The 25,697-nt window shown below is 69.3% G+C and carries 19 protein-coding genes; 11 read left to right on the top strand and 8 right to left on the bottom strand.

Going from position 1 to position 25,697, the window contains the following annotated elements; genetic code table 11:
- Window positions 1-370: 370 nt before the first annotated feature.
- A complete protein-coding gene (locus tag B5V46_RS06675; protein WP_080615870.1) occupies window positions 371-979 on the top strand; it encodes an outer membrane protein in 609 nt (202 codons plus the stop codon).
- Window positions 980-2,244: 1,265 nt separating this feature from the next.
- On the opposite strand, the gene B5V46_RS06680 is transcribed toward B5V46_RS06675, so the two are convergent.
- The gene (locus tag B5V46_RS06680) at window positions 2,245-2,610 is read right to left on the bottom strand and encodes an MmcQ/YjbR family DNA-binding protein (RefSeq protein ID WP_231119257.1); all 366 of its coding nucleotides are present in this window, start codon (window positions 2,608-2,610) and stop codon (window positions 2,245-2,247) included.
- 195 nt (window positions 2,611-2,805) lie between these two features.
- On the opposite strand from B5V46_RS06680, the gene cysS reads away from it, so the two are divergent.
- From cysS to B5V46_RS06695, 3 genes are all read left to right on the top strand, one after another.
- Window positions 2,806-4,311 carry a cysteine--tRNA ligase gene (gene cysS, locus B5V46_RS06685; RefSeq protein ID WP_080615872.1) on the top strand — a complete coding sequence of 502 codons (1,506 nt, stop codon included), beginning with the start codon at window positions 2,806-2,808 and terminating at the stop codon, window positions 4,309-4,311.
- A gap of 136 nt (window positions 4,312-4,447) precedes the next feature.
- A complete protein-coding gene (gene cimA / locus B5V46_RS06690; protein WP_080615873.1) occupies window positions 4,448-6,088 on the top strand; it encodes a citramalate synthase in 1,641 nt (546 codons plus the stop codon).
- The gene (locus B5V46_RS06695) at window positions 6,078-6,863 is read left to right on the top strand and encodes a squalene/phytoene synthase family protein (RefSeq protein ID WP_080615874.1); all 786 of its coding nucleotides are present in this window, start codon (window positions 6,078-6,080) and stop codon (window positions 6,861-6,863) included. The genes cimA and B5V46_RS06695 overlap by 11 nt, the downstream gene beginning before the upstream one ends.
- Window positions 6,864-6,989: 126 nt before the next feature.
- Here B5V46_RS06695 and B5V46_RS06700 read toward each other — a convergent pair whose 3' ends face one another.
- A complete protein-coding gene (locus B5V46_RS06700; protein ID WP_080615875.1) occupies window positions 6,990-8,213 on the bottom strand; it encodes an MFS transporter in 1,224 nt (407 codons plus the stop codon).
- A 129-nt stretch (window positions 8,214-8,342) separates the two neighbouring features.
- Here B5V46_RS06700 and B5V46_RS06705 point away from each other — a divergent pair, with 129 nt between their 5' ends.
- On the top strand, window positions 8,343-8,972 hold the full coding sequence (locus B5V46_RS06705) for a DNA-3-methyladenine glycosylase (protein WP_080615876.1): 630 nt from the start codon (window positions 8,343-8,345) through the stop codon (window positions 8,970-8,972).
- Window positions 8,969-9,643, top strand: coding sequence for an alpha/beta hydrolase (locus B5V46_RS06710; RefSeq protein ID WP_080615877.1), 675 nt, complete (start codon window positions 8,969-8,971; stop codon window positions 9,641-9,643). Before B5V46_RS06705 ends, B5V46_RS06710 begins: the two co-directional genes overlap by 4 nt.
- A gap of 545 nt (window positions 9,644-10,188) precedes the next feature.
- Here B5V46_RS06710 and pdxY read toward each other — a convergent pair.
- Both pdxY and B5V46_RS06720 read right to left on the bottom strand, forming a co-directional pair.
- The gene (gene pdxY, locus B5V46_RS06715; RefSeq protein WP_080615878.1) at window positions 10,189-11,106 is read right to left on the bottom strand and encodes a pyridoxal kinase; all 918 of its coding nucleotides are present in this window, start codon (window positions 11,104-11,106) and stop codon (window positions 10,189-10,191) included.
- Window positions 11,103-11,798, bottom strand: a complete 696-nt coding sequence (locus tag B5V46_RS06720; RefSeq protein ID WP_080615879.1) for an MOSC domain-containing protein — start codon at window positions 11,796-11,798, stop codon at window positions 11,103-11,105. Before B5V46_RS06720 ends, pdxY begins: the two co-directional genes overlap by 4 nt.
- Window positions 11,799-11,886: 88 nt before the next feature.
- Between B5V46_RS06720 and B5V46_RS06725 the strand changes: the two genes are divergently transcribed.
- A complete protein-coding gene (locus B5V46_RS06725; protein WP_231119258.1) occupies window positions 11,887-13,305 on the top strand; it encodes a PLP-dependent aminotransferase family protein in 1,419 nt (472 codons plus the stop codon).
- A 621-nt stretch (window positions 13,306-13,926) separates the two neighbouring features.
- Here the strand turns inward: B5V46_RS06725 and B5V46_RS06730 are convergent.
- Window positions 13,927-14,250, bottom strand: a complete 324-nt coding sequence (locus tag B5V46_RS06730) for a hypothetical protein (RefSeq protein WP_080615880.1) — start codon at window positions 14,248-14,250, stop codon at window positions 13,927-13,929.
- Window positions 14,251-14,258: 8 nt separating this feature from the next.
- Window positions 14,259-15,812 (bottom strand): GMC oxidoreductase, encoded by a 1,554-nt coding sequence (locus B5V46_RS06735; RefSeq protein ID WP_080615881.1) that lies wholly within the window; start codon window positions 15,810-15,812, stop codon window positions 14,259-14,261.
- Between the two features lie 723 nt (window positions 15,813-16,535).
- Here B5V46_RS06735 and zwf point away from each other — a divergent pair.
- The 4 genes from zwf (at window position 16,536) to B5V46_RS06760 (ending at window position 20,682) form a co-directional block, all read left to right on the top strand.
- On the top strand, window positions 16,536-17,990 hold the full coding sequence (gene zwf, locus B5V46_RS06745) for a glucose-6-phosphate dehydrogenase (RefSeq protein WP_080615883.1): 1,455 nt from the start codon (window positions 16,536-16,538) through the stop codon (window positions 17,988-17,990).
- Window positions 17,987-18,649, top strand: coding sequence for a 6-phosphogluconolactonase (gene pgl / locus B5V46_RS06750; RefSeq protein WP_080615884.1), 663 nt, complete (start codon window positions 17,987-17,989; stop codon window positions 18,647-18,649). Before zwf ends, pgl begins: the two co-directional genes overlap by 4 nt.
- 4 nt (window positions 18,650-18,653) lie before the next feature.
- Window positions 18,654-20,297 carry a glucose-6-phosphate isomerase gene (gene pgi / locus B5V46_RS06755; protein ID WP_080615885.1) on the top strand — a complete coding sequence of 548 codons (1,644 nt, stop codon included), beginning with the start codon at window positions 18,654-18,656 and terminating at the stop codon, window positions 20,295-20,297.
- Between the two features lie 94 nt (window positions 20,298-20,391).
- On the top strand, window positions 20,392-20,682 hold the full coding sequence (locus B5V46_RS06760; protein WP_080615886.1) for a hypothetical protein: 291 nt from the start codon (window positions 20,392-20,394) through the stop codon (window positions 20,680-20,682).
- Window positions 20,683-21,901: 1,219 nt separating this feature from the next.
- Here the strand turns inward: B5V46_RS06760 and B5V46_RS06770 are convergent.
- Together B5V46_RS06770 and nifK are read right to left on the bottom strand one after the other, a co-directional pair.
- Window positions 21,902-23,821: a cation-translocating P-type ATPase gene (locus B5V46_RS06770; protein WP_080615888.1), complete on the bottom strand. Its 1,920-nt coding sequence runs from the start codon at window positions 23,819-23,821 to the stop codon at window positions 21,902-21,904.
- Between the two features lie 285 nt (window positions 23,822-24,106).
- Entirely contained in the window at window positions 24,107-25,645 is a 1,539-nt protein-coding gene (nifK, locus tag B5V46_RS06775; protein ID WP_080615889.1) for a nitrogenase molybdenum-iron protein subunit beta, read from the bottom strand.
- Between the last annotated feature and the right edge of the window lie 52 nt (window positions 25,646-25,697).

A 25,697-nucleotide genomic window follows, 5' to 3' on the forward strand; every position in this document is an offset into this window, starting at 1 on the left:
GCGGTGGCTGCGGAAAGACGGTGGCGCGGAAAAACGCCCGCGCATGGAACCCGGGCGCGCGGCCGGGGTTCTAGCCAGGAGTGTCAGCGGTTCCGGCGCTCTTGCTTTGGGGGATGCGGGCGGACTTCGCCTCTTTTGCGCGAAGTTCAGCCTGTCGCGGCGCAGGGGCCGGCCAGTATCTGCCGGTTCGGGCCGATCGCAGACCGCGACAGCTCACAAACTCGTGCGGGCCTCTTTTCACGGGGCTGCAGGGGGATTTTGTTTAGGTCACGCGGGATGACCCCCGGTTCCGCAACCATGACTCAAAACACCGCCGATCCCCGGGGACCTCCCGGGGGCGCGGAGAACAACGAGAGGCAAGGAGAAGACAATGACGTCCTATTTTGCAACCGCCGCCGTCGCACTGGGTCTGACCGCAGCGGCCACCGCTCCGGCAATGGCCGGCAGTTATTCCCCCGCTCCCGCCGAGCCGGTCATCGTGCCGGCCGTCCCCGCCGCCGCGCCTGATGGCGACTGGGGCGGGGCCTATCTCGGTCTGAGCTACGGCTATATCGACGTGAACACCGATAGCGGTGCGACGGATGACAACAGCGACGCTGTGGGCATCCATGCGGGCTACCGCTGGGACTTCGGCAAGACCGTCGCCGGCGTCGAGGTCGAGTATGGCGAGCCCGATCTGGACTTCGTCAACAGCACCGGGACCGATAGCGGCAGTGTTGACAATGTCTGGCGGATCAAGGGCCAGTACGGCTATGATTTCGGCCGCACCCTGGCCTATGCGACCGCCGGTATCGTGCCGACCGACACGTCTTTCGGCAGCGAGACCGGGTATCTGATCGGTGTCGGTCTCGACTATCAGATGACCCCGAACTGGATGCTGGGCGCCGAAGTCACCTATGAGGACTTCGACGAATTCGGCAATTCGGGCGTCGGTGCCGACGCGACCACCGCTGCGGTGCGTCTGTCCTACCGGTTCTGACCGGTTCCCGGATGCGCCCGGCCCGTCCCGCGGGATCTTCACGAGATCCTCGCGGGGCGAGCGCTGTCCGGGCTGCCCCGGATCGCCAGCCCTCCGGCCCGGCCTCTCCGGGGCAGAGAAAACCGGCCGCCATCGTTGTCCCTTGCTGAGGGGCATCGGTGGCGGTTTTCTGTTTCCGGGCGACGCTGAACAGCAGCAGAGGCTGCCGGGCGTCGATCCCGAAACCGGGCAGGGCGCCGTGGCTGCGCCTCCGCCGGCTCCGGCCGCAGGGACGGATCGTCCGCGGGGCTCAGCGTCCGGCCCCGTCGGCCCGTCGGCACGCCCCATCGGTTGCATTCGGGATTCGGCGCAGGACCGGCCGCGTGCCGGACCGAACAGACGCCGCTTTAGCCATATGCGCGGGGGGATGCCTTCCGAACCGTCCTGTCCGATACCTGCCGATACTGTCGAGAAATCCGCTGACAGGCGCGCCGAGCGCCGTCTCACCAGACATGGTTCCGCTTTTTCGCGCCCCTGCCTGGCAAACTGGCCTTTTCTGCCCCTGTAGCGAGCGACAGTCCTGACCCGGGCGACCTCCCGGCTGCTGCCGGGTTTTTCAACAATATCCGTCCAGAGAGATCTGCCCACAGAGACCTGCTCAGAGATACGGGCCTTCGGGACAGATCGCTGTCGGTGCGCGGCTGCCTCGGCATGGGGGAATGTCGGCCTCCTTGGCGGTCCTGCAACGCGGCTCGTCTGCGGGCTGTCCTTCGGCCGCGCTATCGAGCGTGGCCGGGACCGTGGCACAGTCCGCATCCCTCGCGACTGTCACCGGGGCGGCCTCTCTGCGGCCTGCGCCCCTGATCAACCTGCCGACCGGGATATGGGGCTCGGTGCCGGCATGGACCCCGGGGCCGGGGTGGCCGCTTCGCCCGCGGGCATTGCCCCTTCAGCCAGTGCGTCCCCGCGCATCCTCAGCAGCGCCGAAAGCGCGGCGCTGTCACGGGGCTGTGCGGGCCAGGTGCTCTCCCTCCATGGCTCCCGGAAGGAGGCGGAAATGCGGGGATGTTGCCGACGGGGCAGGGCGCCGGGCCGCAGAGCCTCTAAACCGGCCAGAAGCCCGCTGGCGTCTTCGGCTCTGCCAACAGGCCCTGCCGCTGGCGTGTCCGGGTGACAGGACCAGGTGAGGACCGCGCGTCGCGCAATGGCCGGGATCGCCCCGGGTCATGGCCTGCCCGCCTGTCCGGGGTGCGGGGCGGCAAGGAACCGGGCGCATTGGGCCGCTGTCAGCCGAGCCCTTCCCTGATCCGGCGCGGCAGGCCTGCGCGTACCGTCGCGTGGCTTTCGCGCAGCCGGTGCGCCAGTTCATCGGCGCTCAGCGCCCCGAGCCCGAGCGCAATCCAGCCGCCGCGCGGCAGGTAGGGCGCCTTTGCGGCGCGGCCGGTCTCGATCAGCATGGCCGCGAATTCGGCATCGGCGCATTTCACCGAGATCCGGCCCGAGCCCGGCGCCAGCAGCGCGAAGATCCTGCCGCCGACCTTCCAGACCTCGGTGCCGGGGCCGAAGGGCTGGCTGCGCGCGGCACCGGGCAGGGCGTCGCAGAAGGCACAGAGCGCGTCTTCGGTCATCGGGATGTCGGATGTCTCGGTCATGGGGGCGCTCCGCCGGGAGGGGAGAGGCTTGGCAGCCTCCCGTCGCGCTGATAAGACAGCAGCATGACGACCGCCCGCAACCCCATTTGCTGCATTACCCGCTGACATCCCCCGGGCGGGACGGGCGTCGTATTTCCATCTTTCAGGATATGTGCCAGAACCCGCCGCGGGACGCGCGCGAAGGATCTGGACCGCATGACCGACATTCAGCTTTACAATACCCGCACCCGCCGGAAGCAGAGGTTCGAGCCGCTCGATCCCGCCAATCTGCGGATGTATGTCTGCGGCCCCACGGTCTATGACCGGGCGCATCTGGGCAATGCCCGGCCGGTGGTGACCTTCGACATGCTGTTCCGGCTGCTCCGCCATGTCTACGGGGCCGATCACGTCACCTATGTGCGGAACTTCACCGATGTCGATGACAAGATCAACGCGGCCGCGCTCAAGCGCAAGCAGGCGGGCGATCCGCGTCCGCTCGAAGAGCTGATCCGCGAGCGCACGGAAGAGACCATCGGCTGGTATCACGCCGACATGGACGCGCTGGGGGCGCTGCGCCCCAGCCAGGAGCCCCGCGCGACCGAGTTCATCGGGCAGATGATCGCGATGATCGGCGATCTGGTCGCGAAGGGCCATGCCTATGCGGCCGAGGGCCATGTGATGTTCCGGGTGCGGTCCTACGAGGCCTATGGCGCGCTGTCGGGGCGGGCGGTCGATGACATGATCGCGGGCGCCCGGGTCGAGGTCGCGCCCTTCAAGGAAGACCCGATGGATTTCGTGCTGTGGAAGCCCTCGGATGGCGATCTGCCGGGCTGGGACAGCCCCTGGGGACGCGGCCGGCCGGGCTGGCATATCGAATGCTCGGCCATGTCCCATGAATTGCTGGGGCCGAGCTTCGACATCCATGGCGGCGGGATCGACCTGCAGTTTCCCCACCACGAGAACGAGATCGCGCAAAGCTGCTGCGCCCATCCAGAAGGCGGTTTCGCGAAGGTCTGGATGCATAACGAGATGCTGCAGGTCGAGGGCAGGAAGATGTCCAAGAGCCTCGGCAACTTCTTCACCGTCCGCGATCTGCTGGAGCAGGGCGTACCGGGCGAGGTGATCCGCTTCGTGTTCCTCTCGACCCATTATCGCAAGCCGATGGACTGGACCGCCGAGAAGGCGCGCGAGGCCGAGGCGACGCTGCGCAAGTGGAGGGGGCTCGTCGCGGGCATCGAACCCGCGCCGAGCCCCGCGCCCGAGGTGATCGCAGCGCTTGGTGACGATCTGAACACGGCGGGCGCGATTGCCGAGCTGCACCGGCTGGCGGGGGCGGGTGATCTCGCGGGGTTGAAGGCCTCGGCCGGGCTTCTTGGCCTGTTTAGTGGCCAAATGAGAGAACGAGGCGGCCAACTCACCGCGGACGATTTTTCCGAAGAGCTTGGCAAATTTCTAAAGCTCCGCGCAGAGGCCAAAAAGGCTAAGGATTACGCAAAGGCGGATCGCATCAGAGACCTTCTTTCTGGTGTCGGGTTCTCATTGAAGGACACACCAGATGGTACGGAGGTTTCCATTGATATGCTTCGCCTAGCTCAGTTCTTGCCGCGATCACGGCACGGAGAAGTGCGCGTCTATGTGATGCAGCCGGGAACGAAAGAGTATGCGGAGTCGGTATCTGGAGTTCGAGAATTTCTTCGCCGTGAGTTGAGGGCGTTGACATGACTACAATACGGTCACTGCGTTGCTCCAGCGCCCGGCCCGAGGCGAGGGCAGTGAAAGCGCCTGCCCCTGGAGAACGGGGCGGGCACTTCCCGGGCCAGAGGCCCGGGCGGGGTGATCTTCAATGCAGAGCGTCCCGATGAAAGAGCGTCTCTATCTCTACGACACCACGCTCCGCGACGGGCAGCAGACGCAAGGGGTGCAGTTCTCGACCGACGAGAAGATCCGCATCGCCCGCGTGCTCGATGACCTGGGACTCGACTATATCGAGGGCGGCTGGCCCGGCGCGAACCCGACCGACAGCGCCTTCTTCGAGGCCCGGCCCCGGACCCGGGCGACCTTCACCGCCTTCGGCATGACCAAGCGCGCCGGGCGGTCCGCGGAAAACGACGAGGTGCTGGCGGGCGTTCTGAACGCGGGCACCGGGGCCGTCTGCCTTGTCGGCAAGACCCATGATTTCCACGTCACCACGGCGCTGGGCATCACATTGGAGGAAAACCTCGAGAACATCTCGAAATCCGTCACGCATCTGGTGGCGCAGGGCCGCGAGGCGCTGTTCGATGCCGAGCATTTCTTCGACGGCTACAAGGACAATCCGGGTTATGCGCTGGCTTGCTGCCAGGCCGCGCTGGAGGCCGGCGCGCGCTGGATCGTGCTCTGCGACACCAATGGCGGCACGTTGCCGTCCGGGATCGGCCGGATCACGGCCGAGGTGATCGCGGCGGGCATTCCGGGCGAGAGGCTCGGTATCCATACCCATGACGACACCGGCAATGCGGTCGCCTGCAGCCTTGCCGCCATCGACGCGGGCGCGCGGCAGGTGCAGGGCACGCTGAACGGGCTGGGCGAGCGCTGCGGCAACGCGAACCTCACGACGCTGATCCCGACGCTCTTGTTGAAGGAGCCCTATGCCAGCCGGTTCGAGACGGCCGTGCCGGGCACGGCGCTGGCGGGGCTTACCCGGGCCTCGCGGCTGCTCGACGACATCCTGAACCGGGTGCCGTTGAAAGGCGCGCCCTATGTCGGCGCGTCGGCCTTTGCCCACAAGGCCGGGCTTCATGCCAGCGCGATCCTCAAGGACCCGTCGACCTATGAACATGTCGATCCCTCCTCGGTCGGCAATGCCCGCATCATCCCGATGTCGAACCAGGCCGGGCAGTCGAACCTGCGCCGCCGCCTGGCCGAGGCCGGGATCGAGGTCGCGCCGGACGATCCGCGCCTCGGGCAGATCCTCGACGAGGTGAAGACGCGCGAGGGGCAGGGCTATTCCTACGACACCGCGCAGGCCAGCTTCGAGCTGATCGCGCGGCGGATCCTTGGCGATCTGCCTGCCTTCTTCCGGATCAGGCGCTACCGCGTGACGGTCGAGCGGCGGCAGATCGAGGCCGGGCGGGTGCTCACGCTGTCCGAGGCGGTGGTGGTGCTCGATGTCGATGGCGACCGCAAGCTGTCGGTCTCGGAAAGCCTCGATGCCGACGGCAATGATCGCGGCCCGGTCAATGCGCTCTCGAAGGCGCTGCGCAAGGATCTGGGGCCCTATCAGGCCTATATCGACGACATGCGGCTGGTCGATTTCAAGGTCCGCATCACCGATGGCGGCACCGATGCCGTGACCCGGGTCATCATCGACAGCGCCGATGCCGAGGGGCGGCGCTGGTCGACGGTGGGGGTCTCGCCCAACATCGTGGATGCCTCCTTCGAGGCGCTGCTGGATGCGGTGGTCTGGAAACTGGTGCGCGACGGCGCGCCCGATTACGACGCGGGGGCCAATGACGCTTGAGGCCTGTGCCGAGATCGTGCGGCGGGGCGACCCCGACCGCTTTCTGGCGGCGATGGCGGCACCGGTCGCGGCGCGCGCCAGGCTGCTGCCGCTTTATGCCTTCAATGTCGAGGTGGCGCGGGCACCCTGGGTGACCGGGGAGCCGCTGATCGCCGAGATGCGGCTGCAATGGTGGCTGGACGTGCTGGACGAGATCGCCTCTGGCCGCCCGGTCCGCAGCCATGAGGTGGCGACCGAGCTGGCGGGCGTGCTGGATGCCGATACCGCCCGCATGCTGGTTCCGCTGGTCGAGGCCCGGCGCTGGGATGCCTATCGCGAGCCCTTTGCCGACGAGGCCGCTTTCGAGGCCCATCTGGCGGCGGGCTCCGGCGCATTGATGCGGGCCTCGGCCCGGGTTCTGGGCGCGGGCGGCGGTACGGGGGACGGCACGGAAAGCGGCATGGCGGCGCTGGACGATCTCGGCGTCGCGATGGGGCTTGCAGGCTGGTTCCGGGCGGTGCCCGAACTTGTGGTGCATGGTCGTCAGCCGCTGCCCGATGACCGTCCCGAGGCGGTGGCCCGGCTCGCGCGGTCGGGGCTGGCGCGGCTTGCCTCGGCGCGCCGGGCGGGCATTCCGGCACAGGCGGTTCCGGCGGCACGGGCAGCCTGGCGCACGGGCGCGATCCTGACCCGCGCGGCGGCGCATCCCGGGCGGGTGCTAGAAGGCGGTCTCGAAGGCGCCGAGGTGGCGCGCCGGGCGGGGCTTTTGTGGCGCGCTCTGGCGGGGCGCTGGTAGGCGTGAAGACGCCCGGGGCCCCGGGCGCTGTGCCTGATCCGGGGCGTCAGGCCCGGTCGGGCAGCAGGCGCTTGCCGCCGGGCCGGTGGCCTCACCCGCCCTCTCGCGCCGGGGCTGCCCGCCGCCTCAGCCCTTCTCGCCGGGGCGCAGCACCAGCCAGATCAGGGCCGCGCCCGCCAGCGCGAGGAACGGCACCATGGCGAGGTTGACCGCCACCCAGCCATCCTGCGGCAGGCCGCCCGAGCAGTTCATCAGACCGCCCGAGGCCAGCGAGGCCAGCGTGACCCCGCCGAAGACGAGGATGTCGTTCATGCCCTGAACCGCGCCGCGCTCTTCGGGGCCATGTGCCGAGGACAGCATCGCGGTCGCGCCGATGAAGCCGAAATTCCAGCCGATGCCCAGCAGAACGAGGGCCGCGAAGAACCGCTCGATCTCGACCCCGGTCAGCGCCACGGCGCCAGCCACGGCGAGGATCGCAAGGCCCATCGCCACGATCGGGCGGGCGCCGAAGCGGGCGATCAGATGCCCGGTGAAGAAGCTTGGCACATACATCGCCAGCACATGCGCGGTGACGATGTCGGCGGCGGTGCCGGTGTCGAAGCCGCAGCCGATGACGGCCAGCGGCGTCGAGGTCATCACGAGGTTCATCAGCGCGTAGGAGACCATCCCGCAGATGATCGCGACGGCGATGGTGGGGTCGCGCAGCAGCTCGGCCCGGGTCCGCCCGGCATGGTGCACGGGATCGCGCGGCGGCGGGCGGGGGATGTCGAGAAAGGCGAAGAGCAGCACGCCGCCGATATTGATCGCGATGGCGGTGAGATAGGTGCCGAGGAACGGGATCACCATCGCCTCGGCGGTGACCTTGACGAGCTGCGGCCCGAGGATCGCCGCGACCAGCCCTCCGGCCAGCACATAGGAGATCGCCTTGGGCTGGAAGGTGCCCTGGGCGGTGTCGGCGGCGGCGAAGCGGTAGAAGCCCTGGGCCGACATGTAGATCCCGGTCAGGAGCGCGCCCAAGAGGAACAGCGGGAACGAGCCCAGATACAGCCCCAGCCCGGCAGCCCCTGCACCGGCTGTGCCGCCCGCGACGCCGAGGACGAACCCGGCACGGCGGCCATGGCGCTGCATGAAGGCCGAAAGCGGCCCCGCCGTCAGCATCGAGCCCAGCACGATCAGCGAGATCGGCAGCGTCGCGAGGCAGGCATTGGGCGCCAAAGTCTGGCCCGCGAGCCCGCCCACGGTGAAGATCATCGATATCTGCGCGCCGAGAATCGCCTGGGCCAGCACCAGGACGGTCACGTTACGCCGGGCGCGGGGGGAAATGGCGGAGGACGGCAAGGGGTCGGTCATGCCGCTGACCTAGCGCGGCCGGGCGCATTGGGGAAGCCGGGAAAACGGTCCGGCGCGCGGGGGAATAGGACGCGCGCGGTGTGGCTTGTCCCCTTGGCGGCGGGGCTGCACCGCCCTATCGTGCCGGGCATGGTCGGACGCATCATAGAGACCGAGGCCTGCCTGGCCGAAGGCGCGGCGCATCTGGCTGCGGTCGAGCCGCGTTTCGCCCATGCCATGTCCCTGACCGGGCCGCTGCCGCTGCGCCGCCGCAAGGACGGGTTCGAGGCGCTTTTGTCGGCCATTGTCAGCCAGCAGGTTTCGGTCGCGGCGGCCGGGGCGATCTGGAGCCGGATGAAGGCCGCGCGTCTGACCGGGCCGCGCAAGATCCTGTGGGCCTCCGACGAGGATCTGCGCGCCTGCGGGCTGTCGCGCCAGAAGATCCGCTATGCCAGGGCCCTTGCCGCGGCCGGGATCGATTTCATGGCCCTGCGCGGGGCGCCGACCGACGAGGTGGTCGCGACCCTCGTCGCCGTGTCCGGCATCGGCCGCTGGACCGCCGAGATCTACGCCATGTTCTCGCTCGGCCGCGCCGATGTCTTCGCGCCCGCCGATCTGGCGCTGCAGGAATCCGCGAGGCTGCTTTTCGATCTGCCCGAGCGGCCGAAGGAACGGGCGCTGCGGCAGATGGCCGAGCCCTGGGCGCCGTGGCGGGCCGTTGCGGCCCGCGCGCTTTGGGCCTACTACCGGGTGGCCAAGGACAGGGAAGGGATCAGATGACACGGGTTCTGGAAACGGGCCGCGCCGGCGCGGCCGAGGGCCGGGCAGAGCGGCTGGTGATCTTCCTGCACGGCTATGGCGCGAACGGGGCCGATCTGCTTGGCCTTGCCCAGCCGCTCGGACCGCATCTGCCCGGCACCGCCTTTCTGGCCCCCGATGCGCCCGAAAGCTGCGAGGGCGTGCCCTTCGGCTATCAGTGGTTTCCGATCCCCTGGATCGACGGCTCGTCGGAAGAGCAGAGCGAAGCGGGCATGCGCCGCGCCGTCGACGATCTGAATGCATGGCTCGACGCGGTGATGGCCGAGGAGGGCGTCGGTCCCGAGAACACCGTGCTGTTCGGTTTCTCGCAGGGCACTATGATGGCGCTGCATGTCGCGCCGCGCCGCGCCGCGCCCTTTGCCGGGGTGGTGGGCTTCTCGGGCCGGCTGCTGGCCCCCGAGGCGCTGGCGGCCGAAACGGTGTCGCGCCCGCCGGTTCTGCTGGTGCATGGCGATGCCGACGATGTGGTTCCGGTCGATTCGCTGCCCGAGGCCGGAAATGCCCTCACCGCGGCCGGGTTCGATGTCTATGCCCATGTGATGAAGGGCACCGGACATGGCATTGCACCCGACGGCCTGTCGGTGGCGCTTGCCTTCATGCGCGAGCGCCTCGGTCTCGAAGCCGCCGAATAGGCGCGGCCCTGCCGCTGCGGCCTCGCACGGTGTCGCGGGCGACGCTGCCCGTCCTGTTCTCCCCGTCTTGCCGTCCCCGAGCTGCGGGCAGGTGCCGGGCCCGGGAGGATCTTCCTGAGACGATCCCGGTGTCAGGCCCCGGCAAGGCAGGCATTCCAGGCGCCACGGCCCGGAGCGTCCCTCTCGGCGCGTGGCTGACACGCGGCTTCCGGGACCTGGTCCTTGCCCCGGCCGGGGCGTCGTGGCGATCTGCCGGGCCCGGGCGTCGTCTTCGGGTCGCCGATCCCGGTCTTTCTTTCCCGGTCGTTCTGTTCCGGCCCGACGGGGCGGGGTCGGCCTGACAGCGAGCACCCGCGCCGGGCTGCTCCCCGGGGACAAGCCTGACGGTCGCATGACCGACCGGGACGGAAAGGGCGGGCGAAACGGACCCAACCCTGTCCGGATCCCGGCGAGCCAGCAGCGGGGGGGGGGCTTCAACCGCTCCGTTGCCAGGCGCGCGGGCCCCTAACCGCGAACCCGGCCGTCAGCGGCGCGATGCGGTTGTCTCAGCCTTTCTGGCCCAGCTCCGTCAACGGTCCGATGCAGCGCCCGGCGGCACAGGACATCCCGACCCGGTCAAGCGTCAGAAGCGCGCGGCGGAAGCCCGGCCCGCTCAGCACCACCTCGCCCGCGCCAAGCGCATCGGCATCGCGCAGTGCCTGCGCGGTCAGGCTTTGGGCGGTCTCGACCGCTGCCGGAAGCGCCGCCCCGCGGGCGATCCCCGCCAGTATCAGCGCGGCGAAGAGATCGCCGGTGCCGGGCAGCGCGATCGGCAGGTGCTCGGTCGGGTGGCGCCCTATGTCCCCGGCGCCCCCGGGGCCCAGTATGACGCTTTCGATATGGCCGGGCGGAGTGTCCTCGAGCGCGCAGCCGGTCGCGATCAGATGCGCGCCGGGGGCGATGCCAAGCTCTGTCCGCGCCGCCTCCAGATCGGCGATCCGCGCGATCCTGCGCCCGGTCAGCCAGCTCAGCTCGAACGGGTTCGGCGTGGCGATATCGGCCATCGGCAGCAGCCTCTCGCGCATCACGTCGGCAATCGTTTCGGGAACGTAGAGCCCGGGCCCGGCATCGCCCATCACCGGGTCGCAGAGATAGGTCAGCCTGGGGTTCCGCGCCTTGGCCTCGGCGACGAAATCGGCCACCATCAGCGCGACCTCCAGCGAACCGATATATCCGGTCAGAATATAGTCGGCCCGCTCCCGCAGGCTGCGCTCGCGCGCGCCCTGCAGCAGGTCGAAAAAGAACTCGGGCGGCAGCGCGCGCCCGCGCAGGGTCGGGTAGTCGGGCGTGTTCGAAAACACCACTGTCGGGATTGCCGCCACCTCGAGCCCGGCCGCCTGCATCGGGAAGAGCGCGGCCGAATTGCCGACATGGCCGAACACCACCTGGCTCTGGATCGCGATCACGAAAGGGGGGCGGGTCATGCCTGGCCCTCCAGCCGCGCGCGCTGGTCCTCGACCCGGCCGCTCGCCAGCCGCCGCTCTGCCATCCGCCGCCAGCTCTCGGCCAGGATCTCGAGCGTGGCGATGCCCTCGAGCTCGTGCCGGTTCAGTCGCTCGACATGCAGCGCCCGCCAGAGCCGGTTCAGCGTCCAGTCGGGCGCGACCCGGTCGATCAGCTCCAGCCGGTCTCCGGTCGCGACGATGCCCGGTTCGAGCACGCGGTAATACCAGCCGGTGCGCCCGGTCTGCTGCACCCGCCGCGCCATGTCGGGCAGGCCGAAGCGATGGTTGAGCTTCCAGCAGGGCTGGCGCCCCTGCGACACCTGCAAAAGCGCCGTGCCCAGCCGGAAGACGTCGCCGACGGCAACCTCGGTCTCGGTCGGTCCGCCAACCGAGATATTCTCGCCGAATGCGCCCGGCGCCGACAGCGCGGGCAGATCGCCCAGTGCGGCGCGCCAGCGGATGTAATGCCCGGCGGGATAGTGATGCACCGCCTTCTCGACGCCGCCATGCACCCGGCGGTCGGCCTGGGCGTCGCCCTCGAGCCCCTCGGGGCCAAGCGCAAGCGGGCGCTCGACCGGCGTCTTGGCGATGGCGCTCGGGCGCCCGCTGCCGGGAAGGGGGGCGATGGCACCGGTCAGCAGGGTGACGCCGGCAGTGTGGATCTCTGTCATCGAAGCCTCTTGCATTTGGCGCCGATCTTGCAAAAATCCGGCTGGTAAAAAAGATCCAGTTCGGAAAATTCAGATAGGCCGGTTCGCGATGCTGCGTGCACCTCTGGCACTCGATATCGACAGGGCCGATGGCGGACCGCTGTTTCTTGCGATCGCCGAGGCGATCACCCGCGACATCACCCGGGGGCGGCTCAGGCCCGGGGCGCGGCTTCCGGGGACGCGGGCGCTGGCGCGCGAGCTGGGAGTGCATCGCAACACCGTCGATGCGGCCTATCAGGAGCTGCGCATGCAGGGCTGGCTTCAGGCCGCGCCCGCGCGCGGGACCTTCGTGGCCGAGGACCTGCCGCAGGTGATGACTGCGCCGTCTGCCGCGCCGGTGGTGGCCGAGGCGGAGGCGCCCCGTCCGGTGCTGGCCTTTTCGGATGGCGCGCCCGATCCGGCTCTGGTGCCCGACAAGGCGCTGGGGCGCGCCTTCCGGCGGGCCTTGCTGGCGCCGGGCTTTCGCAGCGGGGCCGATGATGGCGATGCCCGCGGCACGCGGGCCCTGCGCGAGGCGCTTGCGGAATATCTCGCCTCGGGCCGGGGGGTGGTGGCGGATCCGGGGCGGCTCCTGATCGCACGGGGCAGCCAGATGGCGCTTTATCTCGCGGCCCGTGCCGCGCTGGCGCCAGGCGCGGCGGTCGCGGTCGAGGAACCGGGCTATCCGCTGGCCTGGGCGGCGTTCCGTGCGGCGGGGGCCGAGGTGCGCGGTGTGCCGGTCGATGGCGGCGGCCTGAGGATCGACGCGCTCGAGGCGGCGCTGGACGCCGATCCGCGCATCCGGGCGGTCTATGTGACGCCGCATCACCAGTATCCGACCACGGTGACGATGGGGGCCGCGCGGCGTCTGCAGCTTCTGGATCTGGCGCAGCGCCGCGGCCTCGTCCTGATCGAGGACGATTACGACCATGATTACCGCTTCGAGGGCCGTCCGGTGCTGCCGCTTGCCGCGCGTGCGCCGGAGGATCTGCCGCTGATCTATGTCGGCTCGCTGTCGAAGCTGCTCTCGCCCGGTATCCGGCTGGGCTATGCGCTGGCGCCCGAGCCGCTGCTGTCGCGGATGGCCGAGACGCGGGCGGCCATCGACCGCCAGGGCGATACGCCGCTCGAGGCGGCCCTGGCCGAGATGATCCGCGATGGCGAACTGGGCCGCCATGCCCGCAAGGCGCGCCGGATCTACCGCGCCCGCCGCGACCTGCTGGCCGGGGCGCTGTCCGGACAGCTGGGCGATCGGGTGAGGTTCGATCTTCCGGCCGGTGGGCTGGCGCTGTGGGTGCGTTCGGCGCAGGGCGAGGCCGGGTCCTGGGCGATACGGGCGCGGCAGGCGGGGCTTGCGCTGCTGCCCGGCGACCGTTTCATGCTGGGGGCTCCGGCGCCGCAGGCCTTCCGGCTGGGCTATGCCGCGCTTGACGCGGTGCAGATCGTCCGGGCGGTCGGGATCCTGGCCCAAAGCTGCCCGCGGGGATGAAGGCTAGGCGGCCCCGTCGCCCGCGCCGCGGCGTCCTCGGGGCGCGCGTCTCAAGGGCGAGGCTGTCCGCGAGTTCCAAGGGGGCATTTGTCCGGGGGGCGGCTATTGTCCCCTGAGCGGAAGGGGCAGTGCCGCAGCCGCCATGTGTTGCCCTGTCTGCTTCCGCCACTGCCCCCGGCGCGCCCGCCCGCACCGGCCCGATCCCGGGCTGTATCATGGGGGGGGGGGGCGCTCTCGTCCTTCCTCCGCAGTCCACTCGTCGCGTGACGGCGACCGCGGGCGAAGACACGGGCACGGGGGAGGGCGCCCTTGCCGGTTTCGGTCCTCAGCGTATCCGACACTCCCGTCGCGACCCCGGCCGCGAGGGGTTTTGCAGGTCTGGACCGGAAGCGGCAGCGATATTGCGGGCCATCGCGGTCCTGCGGATCCGGGTTCGGGCCCGACTGTGGCCTGTCCTTCTTCCTGGCCCCTGCAGACCGGTGATGCCGGCCGGAGCTCGGGAATGTGACGAAACCGGATGAGGGGCGGCCCGGGGCGTGTGCCAGTCGGGCGGGAGCGTTGGGACGTGCGGCGGGTCCGGCGCTGCGGTCTCGGAAGGGGTGCGTGCCGCCGTGCCGCCCCTCAGGCGGTTTCGTCACGCAGGCAGGCCAGGGCGAAGTCGGCTTCGCTTCGGGCCAGGACCCAGCCATCGCAGAGGACCGTGTCTCCGGCCGCGAAATCCCTTTGCGCAGCGGTGGCGAGGGTGTCCGGGTCGGGGGCGGGAGGCTTGCCGCGGCCGACATAGCCCTGACGCAACAGCGCCTTCGCGATCCGGCGCGGGCCGGTCAGGGCGGCGAGACGCGGGCGCCCGGTGCCGCAGGGTCTGGCCAGGCCGGCCACGATCATGCCCATGTAGCCCGCGGCGCCCAGCCCCAGCCCGCCCAGGATCAGATGACGGCGTTTCAATCGGCGGCTCACAGCAGCCCCTCCCGTTCGGCCCGCGCCTTCAGGTGATCGGACAGCCGGAAGGCCATGGCGGTGATGGTCAGCGTCGGGTTCGGATAGCCGCCGGTCGGAAACAGCGCCGAGCCCGCGACATAGAGATTCTGCACGCTGTGCAGCCGCCCGTCGCCATCGGTGACGCCGCGGCGCGGGTCCTCGGCCATGCGCACCGTGCCCATGTGATGGCCGCCGCCGCCGACCCCGTCGAGAAAGACCTCGGGCTCGGGATCGATCTCGATCCGCATCCTGCCGAAGCCGGTCCGCCCGGCTTCTTCGGCGATGACCTGATGGGCGGCGAGGATGCAGTCATGGTCCTGACGGGTGATCTGCCAGTCGAGCTGGGCCTGCGGGCGCCCGTAGACATCCTTGTCGCTGCGCAGCGAGATCCGGCTGGCGGGGTTGGGCATCTGCTCGATATTGTTGAACAGCCCGTAGGTGTCGTGCCGGGCATTGCTGCCGCAGCGATAGGCCTGCGCGCTGCCGAACGGATCGCCCAGAAGCCCCGCGATGTCGGCGGCGTCGATCCGGCCCCGGCGCAGCGCATTGAGATCGCGCACCCGGAGCGGCAGCGAATAGAACTCGCTCCGGAACTTGCCGATCCGCCTGGCCCGGACCGCCTCGGCGGTCAGCACCAGGTGACAGCGCACCGCGATCTCGCCATAGGGCACTTCCGACAGGTAGAGCGGCAGAACATCCGCCGGATCGCGGGGCAGGAGCAGCCCGCTCTTGAACATCAGATGTTCCTGGAAATAGCGGCCGACCAGATCGTTCTCGTTGCCAAGACCGGCCGGTCGCTGGCCATTCGCCACCAGCAGCATCCGCGGGATCTCGATGCCCCCCGCCGCCAGCACGAAATAGCGCGCGCGCAGCTCGAAGCGGTTCCCCGCCGGGCTGCGCACCACCACATGCGATACCGTCTCGCCACTGGCCTCGGCCAGCCGGATGTCGCAGACATCGGCGTAAAGCACGACCCGGACATTCGGTGCCCGGTCGAGGCGCGGGCCGTATTCGTAGCCATAGAACACCCGGCGATAGCGCGAGAGCTGGCTTTTCAGCATCGGCCCGTCGAAGGGCATCAGCCGGGTGCCGAGCGCGCGCGCGACCGGGGCGGGGTCGTACGCGTAATCGCCAAGCCCGAGAAAGTCATGCGCCTGCCGGTAATAGGGCGCGAGCGTATCCGCGCCGAACGGCCAGCCCGACATCGGGACCCAGTCCTTCGGCTCGAAATCGTCGGGCTCGAGCCGGACGCAATGCCCGCCCCAATGGTTGGTCGCGCCGCCGAAGAAGCGCAGCCGGTTCGCGGCCACGTCATAGGGCCGGCCGATATCGGGAATGATCGAGGCATCCTCGACGGCGGGGTCCATGTCCATGCCCCCGGCTTCGAGCAGGCAGATCCGCAGCCCGCTATCTGCGAGCGCCGAGGCCAGGGTGATGCCCGCGGCTCCGGCCCCCATGATGCAGATATCGGCCTCGAGACCGGGATCATCGGCAAAGCTGCGCGCGTCCGAGAAGCTGTCGAAAGCCATGGCTGCAACCCTCCTGAACGGATCGGCGGACCGTGGTTGCGGTCCGGGCGCGCGTCATCAATGAGTAGGGGCGGCCTCGGCAGCCTGTCAAGCATTCCGGGGGAGAGGAGCGATGGGCCCCCTGGCCCCGCTGCATGGCGCGCGGGTTCACGGCGCCGGAAGGCGGCGATGGGGCCGCGTCTTTTCCGGGGCGCACGGCCGCGCATCCTCCGCATCTCGCCCGGGCACTTGGTCGGGGTCTCGCCAGGGATCACGGGCGCGCCGGTGCCGCTGCGCCCCGGCCGCAGGCCGAGCAGGACGCCTGGCGGCAGGATGTTGCCGAGCGCTGCCGTCCTGCAGGCTGAGGGAACGCCTTGGCCGCGGGTCATGCGCAAGGCCGGGCCGGGCAACAAGGTCGATGCGGCCCGCCCGGGGCTTGGCCCGACGCCCGCCATCGGTTTCGCTGTGCATCGCAGGCCGGATCCGGCGGGAGGCTGACGGCGGGCCGTTGAAACTGGGCCGGTGGAAGAGCGCCGCTGAAAGTGTGGGGCAGTGGGGTGGCGATTGCGGGCCGGTGAAACGGGCGCTGCGACGGCGAAATTCGCGGCCGGTCCGGCGCGCTCGGCAGTTGCGCGCTGGCGGGGGGATGCTAGACAGGTCGCAGGGAATGAGGGATGCCGCGCAGGGCCCCCGCGGGTGCAGCCCTCGCTTTCCGTAAATGTCAGCCAATGGCAAGGAAGCGTCATGGTTTCACGCGTCATACCGGTCGATCCGTTCGATCTCGTCATCTTCGGCGCGACCGGAGACCTGTCCACCGGCAAGATCCTGCCCGGGCTTTTCCGTCGCGATGCCGACGGGCAGATCCCCGAAGCCGCCCGCATCGTCGGGGCCGCGCGCAGCCCGATGGGGGACGAGGAATTCCGCACCCTGGTGCGTGCCGCAATTCATGCCGCCATTCCCGAGAAGAAGCGCGACTGCGAGGCGGTCGAACGCTTCCTGACGCGGCTCTCCTATGTGGCGGTCGATGCCACCGGCGAGGATGGCTGGCCCGAACTGGCCGCCAAGATGCGCCCCGAGGTGGTGCAGGCCTATTATTTCTCGGTCGGGCCGAGGCTGTTCGGCGCGCTGGCCGAGCGGCTCCATGCCCATGGCATGAATACCGAAAACTGCCGGATCGTGGTGGAAAAGCCCTTCGGCCACGATCTGGCTTCGGCGCAGGCGCTGAATGCCACGCTGGCCGAGCATTTCGACGAGCATCAGATCTACCGGATCGACCATTATCTGGGCAAGGAAACGGTCCAGAACCTGATGGCGGTGCGCTTTGCCAACATGCTCTTCGAGCCGCTCTGGAAGGCGCAATATGTCGATCATATCCAGATCACCGTGGCCGAGACCGTGGGCGTCGCGGGCCGGGGCGGCTATTACGACAAGTCGGGCGCGATGCGCGACATGGTGCAGAATCACATGATGCAGCTTCTGTGCCTGATCGCGATGGAGCCGCCCTACGCCTTCGAACCCGATGCCGTGCGCGACGAGAAGCTGAAGGTGATCCGCGCGCTCGACCCGGTGCGCCCGGCCGATCTGGTGCGCGGCCAGTACCGCGCGGGCGGCGGCATGGGCAGCTATCACGACGATGTCGAGACCCCCGACAGCCGGACCGAAAGCTTTGTCGCGCTAAAGGCGCATGTGTCGAACTGGCGCTGGAAGGGCACGCCCTTCTATCTGCGCACCGGCAAGCGGCTGCGCGCGCGCACGTCGGAAATCGCCGTCACCTTCAAGGATCCGCCGCATTCGATCTTCGGCGATCAGGAGGGCCATCGCGCCAATCTTCTGGTGATCCGGCTGCAGCCCAATGAGGGCATCAAGCTCAAGGTCACCATCAAGGAGCCGGGGCCGGGTGGCATGCGGCTGATCGAGGTGCCGCTCGACATGTCCTTCGCCGAGGCGCTGGGCCCGGGCGCGCAGGAGATCCCCGACGCCTATGAACGGCTGATCATGGATGTGATCCGCGGCAACCAGACCCTGTTCATGCGCGGCGACGAGGTCGAGGCGGCCTGGGCCTGGACCGATCCGATCATCGCCGGCTGGGAGGCGCGCGGCGACCGGCCCCAGCCCTACGATCCGGGCGGGTCGGGGCCTGAGGACGCGCTGATGCTGCTGCATCGCGACGGTCGGCGCTGGCGGGAGATACGGCCATGAAGCTGCAGACCTACCCCGATCTCGAGATGATGATGATCGCGCTGGCCAATGATCTGGCCGGAGAGCTGAACAACGCGCTGTTCCACGAGGACCGCGTGACCATCGCACTGCCCGGCGGCACCACCCCGGGGCCGCTTTACGACGATCTTTGCGCCAGCAGCCTCGACTGGACGCGGGTGCGGGTGATGCCGACGGACGAACGCCTGGTGCCCCCCGATCATCCGCGTTCCAACGAGGGCATGATCCGGGCCCGTCTTCTGGCCGGCAAGGCGGCCGAGGCCCGCTTCATAGGCCTTCGGCCCGGTGCTGACGGCATGGAGGGGCTCACGACCCGGATAAGCCGGGCGCTGCCGCTGAACGTGCTGGTGCTGGGGATGGGCGAGGACATGCATACCGCCTCTCTTTTCCCTGGCGCGCCCGAGCTCGAGGCAGCGCTCTCGTCCGAGGCGCCGCCGGTGATGCAGATCACCCCGCCGGGTCAGCCCGAGCCGCGCATCACCCTGACCGCGCCGGTCCTGCAGGGCGCGCTCAGCACCCATATCCTGATCACCGGCGCGGCCAAGCGGGCGGCGCTCGAACAGGCGGCCGAGCTGGCCGACCCGCATCTTGCGCCGGTCTGCACGGTGCTCAGGGACGCAACGGTCCATTGGACGGAGTAACGACGTGACGCTTTCGACGATCTGGGAACGGCTCGACGCCCGGGCGGGCCGGGTATCGGACCGCGCCTTCGCGACGCTCTTTCAGGACAGGAACCGTGCCGCGGCCTTCTCGGTCCGGTTCCCGGGGCAGTCTGCCGCCGCCGCCCATGGCGACGAGATGCTGTTCGATTTCTCGAAGACCAATATCGACGAGGACACGCTCGAACTGCTGATCGAACTGGCCATCGCGGCCGGTGTGCAGGCCCGGCGCGACGCGATGTTCGCGGGCCGCCGGATCAACGAGACCGAGGGCCGGGCGGTGCTGCATACCGCGCTTCGCAATCCCGAGGGCAAGGTCGAGCTGGACGGAACCGACGTGATGCCGGGCCTGCGCGAGACGCTTCTTCGGATGCGCAGCTTTGCGCGCGAGATCCGGGGCGGCGGCATTTGCGGGCAGGGCGGGCCGATCACCGATATCGTCAATATCGGCATCGGCGGCTCGGATCTCGGGCCCGCCATGGCCTGCCTGGCGCTGGCGCCCTATCATGACGGGCCGCGCTGCCATTTCATCTCGAATGTCGACGGCGCCCATGCCGCCGAAACGCTGAGCGGGCTCGATCCCGAGACGACGCTGGTCATCGTCGCCTCGAAGACCTTCACCACCATCGAGACCATGACCAATGCCGAGACCGTGCGCGGCTGGATGGCGGCGCGGGTCTCGGATCCCGGGGCACAATTCGCGGCGCTGTCCTCTACGCTGGAGCAGACCGCCGATTTCGGCATCGCGCCCGAACGGGTCTTCGGCTTCGAGGACTGGGTCGGCGGGCGCTATTCGGTCTGGGGGCCGATCGGGCTGTCGCTGATGATCGCCATCGGCCCCGAGCGTTTCGACGAGTTCCTTGCGGGCGGCGCGGCGATGGACGCGCATTTCCGGACGGCGCCGCTGCGCGCGAACCTGCCGGTGCTGCTGGCGCTGGTGGGGATCTGGCATGCGCAGGTGCAGGGCCATGCGACGCGTGCGGTGCTGCCCTATGACCAGCGGCTGGCCCGGCTTCCGGCCTATCTTCAGCAGCTCGAGATGGAGAGCAACGGCAAGAGCGTGACCATGAGCGGCCAACAGGTCGCCCGGCCGACAGGTCCCGTCGTCTGGGGCGAGCCCGGCACCAATGGCCAGCACGCCTTCTACCAGCTGATCCATCAGGGCACCCAGGTCGTGCCCTGCGAGTTTCTGGTCGCGGCGCGGGGCCACGAGCCCGAGCTTGCCCATCACCACCGGCTGCTTCTGGCCAATGTGCTGGCCCAGTCCAAGGCGCTGATGGAGGGGCGCGGGATCGAGGCTGCCCGCGCCATTGCCGAACAGGCCGGCTTTGTGGGCGACGAGCTGGAGCGGCAGGCCCGCCACCGGGTCTTTCCCGGCAACCGGCCCTCGACCACGCTGATCTATCCCCGGCTCACGCCGCGGATGCTGGGCCAGATCCTGGCGCTCTACGAGCATCGGGTCTTCACCGAAGGGGTGGTCCTCGGCATCAACTCCTTCGATCAGTGGGGGGTCGAGCTCGGCAAGGAACTGGCGCGCTCGCTCGAGCCGTTGCTGGCCGGAGCCGCGCGCCCGGAAACGCTGGACGGCTCGACCGCGCAACTGCTCGATTTCGTCGCCTCTGCGGGGTGAGCTTCTGACGTCGCGGTGCTGCGGCTTCGGCGGGCGGAAAGGATTCGTTCAGGTTTTCGGCCTAGCTTTGACCCGGGCTGTGAGCGGAGCGACCATGTCGACCTGTCGGGAATGCGGGAAAGTTCTGGGCGTGTTCGGATCGGAGGGTGACACGCTTTGCGAGCTTTGCGCCATGGTGCAGGACGCCGAGCTGCTGTTTCGCCAGATCCGCATGCTTGAGGATGAGGGCAGGACCCGCGCCGAGATCGCCGAAGCGGTCTGGGCCCGCTGGGCTGCCGAAGCGCGCGCCGCCGAGGCCGGCGAAGACGCTCCGGAGGCCCGCCTGGCCGAGCCCGATCCTGCCGATCCCCGCCCGCGCCGCTGGCCGCGCCTGTCGTTGCGCTAGGGCCGGTTTGCCGCCCAAGGTGGCTTCCGTCCCGTGCCTGGCTTCTTCGCGCGACGCCCTGAGGGGCTCCCCCCTCGGGGCGCTCGCGCCTTCCGCGAGCCATTCGCTCCGGTCCCGCCGGGAACCTTTCTGATCGATATTGCCGCGAGCCTTTGGCCCGATCCTGCCACGAGCCTTTGGCTCGATGCCGCAAGCCTTAGGCTTGGGGTACGGCGCCTCAACCCTGAATCGCGGGACGTCGACATGCCCGGGCTGTCTTCCGACGACGGGCTGGTGGCGCCATCGGAAGAATCGCGGGCGGTCCAGAGCTTGTCTCGGTCCGCGCCGTGAGGCCGGTTTGCCTTGTCATGCCCGGCACCGACCTTGCCGCTCTTCGCGGGCATCGGCAGGCATTTGATCAATGTGCCATGACCCGGTCGGCTTACTGGGGCCCGTTCGCAGCTTGCTGCCGAGGTTGAAGCGGGGCAAACGTCCCGGCGCGGCCTGTTCCGGCGCAGGAGAAAGCCGGTAAAGGACTTAGCCTGATGCGAGAGATCCGGCGCGATGCCGTTGGCATGGGGCCGGAGGCCGGGGCAACGGGCGGCGGGCGGCAAATTCGCGGCGGGTATCGGCGCGGATCCTCTCGGGGCCGCCCTTCCCGCCGCAGAGCTTCGAGAGCATCTGCACAACCTCCTGGTCCCGATGCGCGAGGCGTGGATCAGCCGCCGGCAGGGCAGGGACTGGAAGCCCGGAGGCCGTAGTCGGATGCGGACCGCCTTGCCACCGCCTTGCCCCAGGGGGCCGGTGGACGCGGAGAAACTCCGCTGTCGTACGGGCGGACGGCTTTATCCTTCGGTTCTTCAAGCGGCCTTCTCTTCCCGCCGGGCGTCGGGGGGGGTGGTCGCCGCTAGGTCAACACTTTACGTTTCAGACCCTGCGAGCCTCTTCATGTCGATCGCCCCTTCCTCACACCGCAACAGGACATCGACGCGCCGGGCGCTGTTAGGCCGGGTCTGGCCGATCTCCGAGTCGAGCGTCGGATCGGCCCGAGGCGTTCGGGGGAAAACGATGCGCCTGACGGCTTGCCGATCCCTCCCGCGCGTCAGCCAAGGCATCTCTTTCATCTGCCCGCTATGCGCATTGCGGCAATCGATGCCGGGCACGTTGCCGGGCGCCTGCCCGCGCCTGCTGTCGACCGGTTTTCAGGATGGCCCCGGCCGGGGCGGAACCTTCGGACGGATCAGGCGGCCTTCTGATGGCGGATCGGGTCGGCCAGCAGGCGCAGCCCGTTCAGCACCACCAGCACGGTGCCACCCTCATGGCCCACCACCGCGACCGGCAGCGGCAGCTCGAACAGGATCCCGGCGGCGACCAGCGTCGCCATTGCGCCCATGGCGAAGATCAGGTTCTGGCGGATGATCCGGGCCGTGCGCCGCGACAGCGCATGCGCCGCCGCCAGACGGCTCAGATCCTCGGAGAGAAGGGCGACATCGGCGGCCTGCAACGCCACCTCGGAGCCGGCGGCGCCCATCGCGATGCCGACATCGGCGCGTGCCAGCGCCGCGGCGTCATTGACACCGTCTCCGACGAAGGCGACCCGGCCCGATCCGCTCAGCCCGGCCACGATCCGCAGCTTGTCCTCTGGGCGCAGCTCGGCATGGATCTCGGCGGGCGCGATACCCAGCCCGGTGCCGATCCGCTCGGCCACCGCTCGGCGGTCGCCGGTCAGCATCGCCACCCGTGCGATGCCCCCCGCGCGGAGCGCCGCGAGCCCGGGGCGGGCGGTCGGACGCGGCTGGTCCTCGACCGTGACCGCGCCCAGACAGCGCGCGCCGCGACCCAGCAGAACCAGGGTCTGCGCCCGCCGGTCGAGATCCCCGACCGGTGCAGGGCGTTCGCCCGGCGTGTCTTTCGCGCCCATCCGTGCCGCCAGCCGGGCATTGCCCGCCCAGAGCATGCCCTCGTCATCGATCCCGACCATGCCCTCGCCGGGCACCGCGCGGGCCTCGCGCACCGGGATCGGGGTCAGGCCCCGGGCGGCAGCGGCCCGCCGGATGGCATCGGCGATCGGGTGTTCGGACTGCGCCTCGAGCCCGGCGAGGCGGACGAGAAAGACATCGGGATCGCCTGCGCAGGCCAGCTCGACCACCTCCTGCCGGCCGGTGGTCAGCGTGCCGGTCTTGTCGAAGGCGAAGGTATCGACCCGGGCCAGCGTCTCGAGCGCGGCGCCGCCCTTGAACAACACGCCTCCCCGGGCCGCGGCCGACAGCGCCGAGAGGATCGCCGCCGGAACCGAGATCACGATGGCGCAGGGGCTGGCCGCGACCAGCAGCGTCGCCGCCTTGTAAAGCGCCGCATGCCAGCCATGGCCGATCCAGAGGAAGGCCGCGAAGGCCAGCACCGCACCCGCGAGCACGGCGACGGTGTAGCGCTGGCCGAACCATTCAGAGAAGCGTTCGGAGGGCGCGCGGGCGGCCTGGGCCTCTGTCACCAATGCGATCATCCGGGCCACGGTGCTTTCGGCCAGCGGCCGGGCGACCTCGATTGCCAGCACGCCATGCAGGTTCACCGTCGCCTCGAAGACCTGGGCGCCGGGCTGCTTGTGGACCGGGACGGATTCGCCGGTGATGGTGGATTCGTCGATCTCGCCCTCGCCCTCGCGGATCGTGCCGTCGACCGGGACCCGCGCGCCTGGGCGAAGGATCACGATGTCGCCCGGCGCCAGGTCGGCCACCGCGACCTCTTCGGTGCCGCCCGAGGCCATGCGCCTGAGCGTGCGGTCGGGGCGCAGCTCCATCAGGGCCTCGATGGCGCGACGGGCGCGGCCCATGGCGCGCTGTTCGAGCGTGGTCGACAGGCTGAACAGCGTCAGCAGCACCGCGCCCTCGGCGGCCGCTCCGACCGCCGCGGCCGCTGCGGCCGCGATCACCATCAACAGGTCGATATCGAGCTCGCGCTCGGACCAGAGGGCGCGGAGCGCGCGGGCCGTGGCCGGGATCCCGCCCGCGATATAGACCACTGCCAGCGCGGCCGCGGCGGCCATATGCGGCCAGCCGGTTCCGGGGAACGGCCCCCAATAAAGCGCTGCGGCGGTCAGCATCCCGGCCAGGGTCACCCCGGTCAGGGTCAGGCGGCGGGCATCCTCGGAGCGCATCGGCATCGCGGTCGTCTTTCGGTCTGGCTGCTGTCCGGCCGGAAAGGCGCTCGGTTCCGGACAGGGGCTGGCGGGGCTGCCTCTGCGGTATATCCGTTTGCGGGGCGTCGCGTCAGACAGCTTGAGCGGAACGCGACCATGCGCCTCTCCCCTTGCGCGGAGCAGGGGCGCAAAGACATGCGGCCGGTCCGGGAAGGACCGACCGCATGCCGGGGAGACGCCCCCGGGGACGCACGGAGCCCGGCGAGGGACTTTGCTTGGGACAGGATCGCCGGGTCCGTACCGGGCGCGTCAGCGGGTGAGATCGAAGGAGATGTCGGTCTCGCCCAGGGTCCCCGTCTCGGTGTCGAGCTTGTCGAAGATCGTGTCGAGGATCTTGACCAGCACGGTCAGCCCGCCCTGATAGCCGAAGGTCGGGAAGCGGTGATGGTGGTGCCGGTCGAAGATCGGGAAGGTCAGCCGGATCAGCGGGATGTTCAGGTCGCGCTCGATATACTTGCCGTAGCTGTTGCCGATCAGCAGATCGGTGGGCTCGGTGGCGAGGATCGAGCGCAGGTGCCAGAGATCCTTGCCGGCCCAGATCTGGCAGCCCTTGCCGAAGGGCGAGCTGTCCAGAAGCTCCTGCATCTTCCTCGCCCAGGCCTTGGAACCGTTGGTGGCCAGGCAATGGCTGGGCTCGCCGCCGGTTTCCATCACGAACTTCGCCATCGCATAGACGAAGTCCGGATCGCCGTAGATCGCGTAGGTCTTGCCGTGCAGATAGGACTGACTGTCGGCCATGGCATCGACGAGGCGACCGCGTTCGAGCGTCAGGCTTTCGGGAACCTCCTTGCCGGTCAGCTCGGAGACCGTCATCAGGAACTCGTCGGTGCCGGCGACCCCCATCGGGTAGTGCAGCGCGGCGGTCTTCTGGCCGGTTTCCTCGCAGAATTCCAGCGTCCGCTTGGTGCAGTATTCCTGCAGCGACAGCGTGGCTTTGGCGTTGACCGCGGCCCTGACATCCTCGAGCTTCGTGCCGCCCGCATACATCTGGAAATTGCCGTCCGAGGGGGTGTCATAGACATCCGACACATCCGACAGGATGGTGTACTCGACGCCCATCTCGCCCAGCATCCGGTTCATCTCGCGGATATTGGCGACCGCGAAGCCGTCGAAGCCGGGGATGATGTTGATGCTGTCGGTCTCGGTCCGCTCGGCGCCCTTCCAGAAATGGGTCAGGATGCCCTTCTGCATGTTGTCATAGCCGTCCACGTGGCTGCCGACGAAAGCAGGCGTGTGGGCGAAGGGCACGTCGAAATCCTGGGGCACCGAGCCCTTTTCCTTCGACTGGATGATGAAGGAGTTGAGGTCGTCCCCGATCACCTCGGCCATGCAGGTGGTCGAGACCGCGATCATCTTCGGCTGATAAAGCGCATAGGTGTTCGCAAGCCCGTCGACCATGTTCACCAGCCCGCCGAACACGGCCGCATCCTCGGTCATCGACGAGGAGACCGCCGAGGCCGGCTCCTTGAAATGGCGCGACAGGTGCGAGCGGTAATAGGCGACGCAGCCCTGCGAGCCGTGCACGAAGCTCATCGTGCCTTCATAGCCAGCGGCGGCGAAGACCGCGCCCAGCGGCTGGCAGGCCTTGGCCGGGTTGATGACGAGGGCCTCGCGGGCGAGGTTCTTCTCGCGGTAGTCCCAGGACTTGGTCCAGTCGAGGATCTCGGTCACCTGGGGCGCGGTCGGCGCGTTCTCGAACGTCGCCCGCTTGTTCTTGAACATTTCCTTGTATTCGGGCTCGTGGAACAGCTTGTTGTGGTCGAGCACCTTGTCTGCCGATTGGGGCATGGCTTGGGATCCTTCTTCGGGCCGTCCGCATTCCGAGACGCGGCCGAAAGGG

The organism is Rhodovulum sp. MB263, assembly GCF_002073975.1.
Lineage (GTDB): Bacteria > Pseudomonadota > Alphaproteobacteria > Rhodobacterales > Rhodobacteraceae > Rhodovulum.